The sequence below is a fragment of the Rhabdaerophilum sp. genome (assembly GCF_046092605.1).
Lineage (GTDB): Bacteria > Pseudomonadota > Alphaproteobacteria > Rhizobiales > Beijerinckiaceae > Rhabdaerophilum.
The window spans coordinates 1-4,208 of record NZ_JBJTDY010000136.1; the positions used below are offsets into that span (position 1 = coordinate 1).

Consider the following 4,208-nt stretch of genomic DNA (forward strand, 5'->3'; position numbering starts at 1 on the left):
CGGGTTTGTCCTTCTTTCCGGTCCAGCCGCGATCCAACGGGCGGGGTGAGCCGCCGGGCGCCGCGTTGTTCCGGTTTCGATAGTGGTTGAGGCCGGGCTCGGTCACGCCCTCGGCGACGCCATAGGTCGCGCCTTCGCCGCGTCCGAGTTCGGAGCGGATGCCGAGATCGATCCAGGCGCGCTTGCGATCCTGCCACCAGCCTTTGCGGGCATCGAGCACCGAGAAAGGCGGAATGCCGAAGCGCTCGGCAAGGGTCGCGCGTTGCGTTTCGGCCGAGGCATCGGAAGACGGCTCGCCGCCCGCCGCAGCATCGCCGCCGGTATCGGCGTCAAGGCCATCGAGCAAGCGGCTGAGTTCTTCCTCGGCAAAGCCCAGAAGATCGAGATCGAAAGCGTCTTCGTGCAAGGCCGCGATCTCGGCCTTGAGCATGGCTTCGTCCCAGCCCGCATTTTCGGCAATCCGGTTGTCGGCGATCACCAGCGCCCGGCGCTGCGATTCCGAAAGATGAGAAAGCACGATGACCGGAACCTCGGCGAGCCCAAGCTTCTCGGCGGCGAGAACGCGCCCGTGGCCGGCAATGATCACATCGTCGGCGCCGATCAGCACCGGGTTCACGAAGCCGAACTCGGCAATCGAGCCCGCGATCTGTGCAATCTGATCGCCCGAATGCGTCCGCGCGTTGCGGACATAGGGGATCAGCCGCGCAATCGGGCGGGTCTCGATGGCGAGCATTGTGTCTCCGGCAACAAAAAGCCCGGCGAAGCAGCGCTTCACCGGGCGATTGAGTCTAACGGCAGTTCGATGTCAGGCGGCGGTCTTTTCCACGCGCCATTCGACGGTGAGGCCCGCGCCGGTCGCGAGGATCATCAACGCATCAAGGCTGAACTTGTCGATCCGCCCGCGCAGAAGGTCGTTCATGCGCGGCTGCGTCACGCCGAGACGCTTGGCGGCTTCAGCCTGCGTGAGCTTCCAACCCGCAACAGTCTCCTGGATCGCGATCATCAGGCCAGATCGGGCCTTCATGACCGCAGCGTCGCCGGGAGTTTTCTCCACAGCATCCCACACGTTCGCAAACTGCTGATCGTCCATCCCGGTCAAGCCTTCAGCGGATTGAAGAATTCGACGACCGATTGAAAGTGCCGTTCGTTATCCGTTGCAACAACACAGCCATTCGCAACGGCGACCGCCGCAATCATCATGTCGATTGCGCTTCGCGGCTGACCTAACTCGCGTCCGTCCGCCATGAGACGGCCCCAAACAAGAGCCGCTTGTTCATCAAAACCAAGCACTCGGCCCGCGAAAAGGTTCTGCGGCCCTTCGGCGCCCGCAAACCAGTCCTCAAGGGCGCGGCGCTTCTTGCCTTCATCCTTCTCAAGGATGCCGCGCCAGATTTCCGCGATCGAGAATGTCGAGATAAACAAGTCCTCGTCGGCTTGATCACCGAGCCAGCCAAGGAGCGCTTCGGAAGGAGCAACCTTTGTGGCGTTGCTGATGATATTGGTGTCGAGGAGATAGCGTGTCACAGATCGACAGCCCGACCCGCGGTCTCCTCTCGCGACACGTCGATGTCGGCTCCCACAAGCGGCGAACGACGAAGCGCTGCGAGAATGCCGCCGCGGCGGGGTTCAGATCCAACGACCGAACGGGAGACTTCGCTGCGAAGGCGCGAGGCTTCGGCATCGTTCTCGGCCAGGCGTTTTGCCAGGGAACGGATCAGTTCGCGATCCGCGCCCAAACCCAGGACTTCGAAGCGCGCCATGCCGCGCTCACCTAACCGGCGGCGGTAGTTGTTCAGCGCGCGCTTCTGGGAAGATTTGTCCACGGCGATGCCATCCTCAATCTATTTCCAGCAATATATCTGGATATCGCCAATTTGGCAAGCAGATTTGCTTGAGCCCGGTTGGACATGCGAACCCGCGAACCTCAAGGACCGTGTGCGAACCACGTTCGCAGCCCTGCCGCTAGCAAAGGATCGCGCTGCCGCCGCCCGCATACGTTGAGGGCCGGGAAGAACCTAAGATGCGCGGGGATCGGTGGTTTCGCGCCGCGTGCGCGCGTCGAATGCGCATTGTCGTCGGGATAGGCGTTCGAATGCGAGGGTGCGCGGGATCGTGGTGTCGATGCCTGCACCTCTCGCGATCATGCCAACAAATATCGCGAAAACCTCTGAATATGTCTCGCTCGAAGTTCGACGAACTGGCGTCAACACACGCCTGTTCAGCGCTGGTAATAGCCGACCCCACGTCGTCGAATGCGCGTTCAAGTCGTCCCTACGCGCGCGCGAAGAGGGGCGCTTCATGACGCCTGTTTCCTTGGCTTGGACGTGCGCGCCTTGTCGTCGGCGTGCAAGCGATGGCTGATCTTGATCAGCGCGGTCGCCCACCAGCGCCAGGCTGTCGCCCTGCTCACGCCGAGCCTGCGGCAGATCGGCTTCCACCGCATGCCCTCGGCGCGCAGCCACACGACGCGCGCCTCTTCGGGTTCGAGCCAGAACAGCCAGGCGAAGCATTCGTCCATGCGGTCGATGGATTGCGGCGTCGCCCAGATCTTCATGGGCTGGCGCTCCATGGCCATAATCTCCCATGTCGTTCGCACGATAGCGGGCCAGACGTTGAAATAGCCCTGCGGCTTGTCGTCAGGCAGGCGGCGCAGTGTGCGCGCCGCCTCCTCGAAGCGGTCCTCGATCTCGTTCGGCGACAGCGGTCCCGACAGGCGCTTGCTCCAAGTCTGTTTGCTCATTGTGCGCCTCCGATCTCATTGGCGATGGCCCAGGCGAGAAGCGCCAGAGCATCGGCCTCGTTGTCGTCCTTGGGCAGGAAACCTTGCGCCCGCACGGCGCGGATCACGTCCTCCTTTGGCGCGTTGCCTTTGCCGGTGACGTGGCGCTTGATGGTGGCAACAGGCACGCCGAGATAGGGTGCCGCCTTGCGCTCGCACCACGCGGTGAGATGGGCGAGAAAGCCGCCATAGACCTGCGCGGCAAGCGTTCCGGCGTGGGCGCGGACTTCCTCAAACACGACGGCGTCGAACGGGCCAGCGTCACGGTTGAGATCGGCGAGGAATTTCTCGAAGCGCAGGAACGCCATGCCCGCGCCTTCGAAGCGGCCGGGACGGAATTCGGTGACGCCCGAGGCGATCCGACCCGAACGCGGCAGCACGGCCCATCCGGTTCGGGTTCCAAGATCAAGCGCGAGGATCGTTCGCGACGGCGGCGGCGTCACGGCGGGCGCCGGCGGAATAGCGGGGTTTGCGAGGGCGAGGGCAAGCATGGGTTCCTCCTGAGCTAGAACGGGATGTCGTCGCCGCGTTCCCAGTCGAAATCTGATTTCGAGGATTGGGGCTTGGTGGACGGGTTTTTGGGGCGGTGATCAAGCAGCGGCGCGTAAAGCCCAGCGAAGCACGTTGAACGGGTTCGACGGTTCCGGGCAGGCTGTTTGCGGGCGGGCTTCATCTCGCGTTCTGTGGCCACGACAGGCGCCGCAGAACCGATTGCAAGTTTGGCGGTTGTGCCTGCGGGCCGAACCGCGGTGACTTCGGCGCCGGGAAAGGCCTCTTTCGTCGCGCGCACCGTGTCGCCGAAAGTTCGAAGCGCAATCGCGACTTCGGCGAGCGTCCAGACCGCACCCTTGCGTTCCTTGGCCAGTGCAAAGGCCTCGTCCGCATCGCGCACGATGGCGATCACCTCGCCGGTTTCGGGCAGCACGGTTTCCCAGATCGTGGGCGCGAGCGGTTTCCAGCCTCCGATGATCGCAGCGGCGTCGAGCGCGTTCCACGCCCGCAGCATGGCTTCGGCCTGGGCCGAGACCGCGGCCGAAACATCCGAACGGATCGCTTCGTCAAGACGTTCGGCTTGGCGTCGAAACCGAACGGCGAGCGCCGCATCGACCAGCTTCGGAAGGCGATCAATTCCCCATTTGCGTTCCATGGCGGAGGCCACCGCATCGAGGCGATCAAGCGAGGCCTTTGCGAGATCGGCGGCGGGCATCGGGTTCAGGGCGGCGGTCATGGCGCGACCTCGCGCGCCCAGTTGGCCGTCAGGGACTGCGGAACCCCTATAGGTTTACCTATTGGGGTTCCGCACCGGCCAACCTTCCGCAGGTTCCGCGGCGTCTCCGCCAGTGATTTCACTAGGTTGCGGGCAAGTTTCCGCAGCTTCCGCAAAGGTTCCGCAAAAGAGCTTCCGCAAGCACTTTCAATGAGTTGCTGC

7 protein-coding genes are annotated in these 4,208 nt (G+C 63.6%); all 7 read right to left on the minus strand.

What is annotated here, in order from left to right; genetic code table 11:
- A partial coding sequence (locus ACKODO_RS10325; RefSeq protein WP_408983354.1) for a ParB/Srx family N-terminal domain-containing protein occupies window positions 1–733 on the minus strand: 733 nt, incomplete at its 3' end.
- Between the two features lie 72 nt (window positions 734–805).
- A complete protein-coding gene (locus ACKODO_RS10330) occupies window positions 806–1,090 on the minus strand; it encodes a helix-turn-helix domain-containing protein (protein ID WP_408983355.1) in 285 nt (94 codons plus the stop codon).
- Window positions 1,091–1,095: 5 nt separating this feature from the next.
- Window positions 1,096–1,524, minus strand: coding sequence for a type II toxin-antitoxin system VapC family toxin (locus ACKODO_RS10335; RefSeq protein ID WP_408983356.1), 429 nt, complete (start codon window positions 1,522–1,524; stop codon window positions 1,096–1,098).
- Window positions 1,521–1,760, minus strand: a complete 240-nt coding sequence (locus ACKODO_RS10340) for a hypothetical protein (RefSeq protein WP_408983357.1) — start codon at window positions 1,758–1,760, stop codon at window positions 1,521–1,523. The genes ACKODO_RS10335 and ACKODO_RS10340 overlap by 4 nt, the downstream gene beginning before the upstream one ends.
- Window positions 1,761–2,296: 536 nt before the next feature.
- Entirely contained in the window at window positions 2,297–2,740 is a 444-nt protein-coding gene (locus ACKODO_RS10345) for a DUF6362 family protein (protein ID WP_408983358.1), read from the minus strand.
- Window positions 2,737–3,270, minus strand: coding sequence for a hypothetical protein (locus ACKODO_RS10350; RefSeq protein WP_408983359.1), 534 nt, complete (start codon window positions 3,268–3,270; stop codon window positions 2,737–2,739). Before ACKODO_RS10350 ends, ACKODO_RS10345 begins: the two co-directional genes overlap by 4 nt.
- Before the next feature lie 14 nt (window positions 3,271–3,284).
- The gene (locus ACKODO_RS10355) at window positions 3,285–4,007 is read right to left on the minus strand and encodes a hypothetical protein (protein ID WP_408983360.1); all 723 of its coding nucleotides are present in this window, start codon (window positions 4,005–4,007) and stop codon (window positions 3,285–3,287) included.
- Window positions 4,008–4,208: the final 201 nt, after the last annotated feature.